The organism is Streptomyces sp. 4F14, assembly GCF_048159485.1.
Classification (GTDB): domain Bacteria; phylum Actinomycetota; class Actinomycetes; order Streptomycetales; family Streptomycetaceae; genus Streptomyces.
Genome location: NZ_JBLRVY010000066.1, coordinates 1 through 3,814, shown reverse-complemented (window position 1 = coordinate 3,814; position 3,814 = coordinate 1). Strand labels below are relative to the sequence as shown.

Annotated in this window: 1 protein-coding gene; it reads right to left on the bottom strand. The window is 69.8% G+C overall.

Annotated elements, in window-relative coordinates:
- A partial coding sequence (locus ACLZOT_RS49590) for a type I polyketide synthase (protein ID WP_416975926.1) occupies positions 1–3,814 on the bottom strand: 3,814 nt, incomplete at both ends.

The following is a 3,814-nucleotide window of genomic DNA, read 5'->3' as shown; positions in this document are numbered from 1 at the left end:
GTCCTGATTGACAGCCGACCCCCGCACCACAGCAAGAACCTTGTGCCCATTCCGCCGAGCATCCGACAACCGCTCCAGCAGCACGAGCCCAACCCCTTCCCCCCACCCCGTCCCATCAGCCGCAGCGGCAAACGACTTGCACCGCCCATCAGGAGCCATCCCCCGCTGCCGCGAGAACCCGGTGAACACCTCAGGCGTAGCCATGACGGTGACACCCCCCGCGAGCGCAAGATCGCACTCCCCCTGCCGCAACGCCTGCGCGGCAAGATGGATAGCGACCAGCGACGAGGAACAAGCCGTATCGACAGTCATCGTCGGCCCTTCCAGACCGAGCGTGTAAGCAACCCGCCCCGACACCACGCTCCCGGCTCCGGCAAGCATGGAGTACCCCTCCAACTGCCCATCGGTCAGCCCGGCCGCGTAGTCGTGGTACATCACCCCCGCATAGGTCCCGGTCCGACTCCCCTTCAAGGAAGCCGGATCAATCCCGGCCCGCTCCAGCACCTCCCACGCCGTCTCCAGCAACAACCGCTGCTGGGGATCCATCGCCAGCGCCTCACGCGGATTGATCCCGAAGAACGCCGCATCAAAATCCCCGGCATCAGGCAGAAAAGCACCTTCATCGGCGTAACTGGTCCCAGGATGATCAGGATCGGGATGGAAGAGATTCTCCAGATCCCACCCCCGATCAGTGGGAAATGCCCCCATCGCATCCACACCCCCCATGACCAGCTCCCACAACTCCTCCGGCGAGGTGACACCCCCGGGGAACCGACAGGCCATGGAGACGATCGCGATCGGATCACCGTCAGCGGCCGGCAACGGCCCCACGACGGACGGCACGACCACCACCCGACCCCCCAACCGGGTATCGAGGTACGCGGCAAGCCCCCGAGGCGTCGGATGATCGAAAACGATCGTCGCGGGCAACCGCACCCCACTGACCCCCGACAGCCGATTACGCAGTTGCACGGCCGTGAGCGAATCGAAGCCCAGATCCTTGAAGTTCGCCTCGACACGTACGTCGTCCGCCGAGCGATACCCGAGGACCTCCGCAACACACTCCCGCACGACGTCGCTGACGACGCGCAGCCTCCCGCCCTCGTCCAGCCCGGCGAGCCGTGTCTCCAACTCGGCACGGTCGACAGCGGCCCCGACCGCAGCCCGACGCCGGATACGCCCCGCCACGTTCCGCAGGATCGGCGGCACACTGTCGGCGGTGAGCGCACGTACGTCGACCCCCGCAGCGACGACCAACGACGTGTCGTCAGCGGCGGCCCGGGCCGCGTCGAGGAGGGCGAGCCCTTGCTCGTCGAGGAGGGGTTTGAGTCCGCCGGCGCGGAGGCGGGCCAGGTCGGTGTCGTCGAGGTGCCGGGTCATGGCACTGCCGCGTGCCCACAGTCCCCAGGCGATGGAGAGGCCGGGCAGACCGGTGGCGCGGCGCCGGGTGACGAGGGCGTCGACGAAGGCGTTGGCGGCGGCGTACCCGGCCTGCCCGGCGTTGCCGAGAACGCCGGCGGCGGAGGAGAAGGTGAGGAACAGGGCGAGGGGAAGGTGGGCCGTGGCGGCGTCGAGGTGCGCGGCGACACTCGCTTTGGCCGCCCAGACCGTCGCCAGCCGGTCAGGGTTCTGGGCGGTGACGACGGCGTCGTCCAGCACTCCGGCGGCATGGATCACCCCGGTCAACCGGTCCACGGAGTCGACCAGTTCGGCGGTGGAGCGGGCGTCCGCGAGGTCGGCGGAGACGATGCGTACGTCCGCTCCAAGTCCGGTGAGCCGCTCGGCGAGCTCGCGGGCACCGGGAGCGTCGGCACCCTGACGCCCGGCGAGCACGAGCCGCCGTACCGACCAGGAACGGACCAGGTGCTCGGCGACGAGCCCGCCCATCATGCCGGTGCCGCCTGCGATCAACACGGCCCCGTCGGGGTCCAGAACGGGACCGGTACTCGCGGGGCGGGCGGCGCGGGTAAGGCGGGGAACGAACGGGCAGCCCTCGCGGACGGCAAGTTGCGGCTCATCGGTGGCGAGGGCGCGTGCGAGGGCCGTACGGCACCCATCTGTGTCTGCACCTATATCTGTGTCCGTATCCATGTCCACCAGGACGAACTGACCGGGGTGTTCGGCCTGCGCACTGCGGATCAGCCCCCACACGGCGGCGGCCGGAGCGTCGACGGACTCGGCAGGCCGTACCGCCACCGCCTGACGGGTGACCAGTACGAGCCGGGCGTCAGCGAGGCGCGGTTCCGCCAGCCAGTCCTGGACCAGGCGGAGGGTGTACTCAGCGGCCGTGCGACCCCGTTCGCCGACGGTCCCTTCGGACGGTACGACGACCTCGAAGAGGACCGTAGAGGGGACCCGCCCCTCCGCCAGTGCCGCCAGATCCGGTACATCGCGACCGAGCGTGACGCAGTCGAGATCCTCAACTGCCGTACCGGGCACGGTGGTCCACTCCACGGTGAACAGCCCATCGACGCCTGTTCGAGCTGCCGAGTGCAGCCGCTCGGGGTCGACGGGCAGCAGCGCCAGGGAGTCCACGCTCAGGACGGGCGTTCCGGCGGAGTCGGCGACCGTCACGCACAACGTGTCGCGGTGCGGAGAGAGTCGTACCCGCGCGGTAGTGGCACCGGTGGCCCACAGGGACACCCCGGTCCAGGCGAACGGCAGCCGCATCTCCTCCCCGTCGGGGTCGAGCAGCAGAGCGGGGTGCAGGGCGGCGTCGAGGAGCGCGGGATGGATACCGAACCCGTCGCCCGCGCCCGCCCGTCCGGGCAACTCCACCTCGGCCAGCAGATCTTGGCCGTGCCGCCACACGGCGCACACGCCCTGGAAAGCCGGGCCGTAGGTGTAACCGGCCGAGGCTGCCCGCTCGTACAGATCACCGATGTCCACGGCCTCAGCTCCCGCCGGAGGCCACTGCCCGCTCAGCCCGTCCGGCGCGGCGGCGGATTCAGGGGTCAGAACGCCGACCGCGTGGCAGGTCCAGCTCTCGTCGTGACCCGACTCCGAGCGGGAGAGGACGCTCACCTCCCGACGCCCGTCGTGTTCGTCAGCGGCACCGACGGCAACCTGGACCTGGAGCCCTCCGGACTCGGGAAGCACAAGGGGCGTCTGAAGGGTGAGTTCCTCAAGACCCGCGCAGCCAGCCTCGTCACCCGCGCGCAACGCCCACTCCACCAGGGCGGCGCCGGGTACGAGCGCCGTACCGGCGACCGCGTGTTCGGCGAGCCAGCCGCCGGATGCCGCGAGCCGACCGGTGAGGACGAGCGCGCCGTCGGAGAGGCTGAGGACGGCGGGCAGGAGGGGGTGCTCCAGTCGGCGCAGGCCCATGGAGCGGGCGTCGCCCTGGGTGTCTACCTCCAGCCAGTAGTGGTGGTGTTGGAAGGGGTAGGTGGGGAGGTCGATGGTGCGTGGGGGTGTCGGGAACCAACGGCGCCAGTTGATGTCGGCGCCTGCGGTGAAGGCTTGGGCGGCGGCGAGAGTGAGTTGGTGGGTGGTGCCGTGGTCTCGACGGAGGGTGGGGACGACGGTCCCCGACTCGATGGTCTCTTCCATCGGGAGGGTCAGGACGGGGTGGGGGCTTGCCTCGATGAACAGGCGGTAGCCGTCGGCCTGGAGCGCCTCGACGGTCTCGGCGAAACGGACCTGCTCTCGGAGATTGGTGACCCAGTAGCCGGTGTCGAGCGTGGTGGTGTCGATACGGCTTGCGGTGACGGTGGAGTAGAAGGCGATGTCGGACACCGCGACCGGGCGGACCCCGGACAGCCGTTCCGTCAACTCTCCGGCGAGTTGGTCTATTTGTGCATTGTGGGAGGCG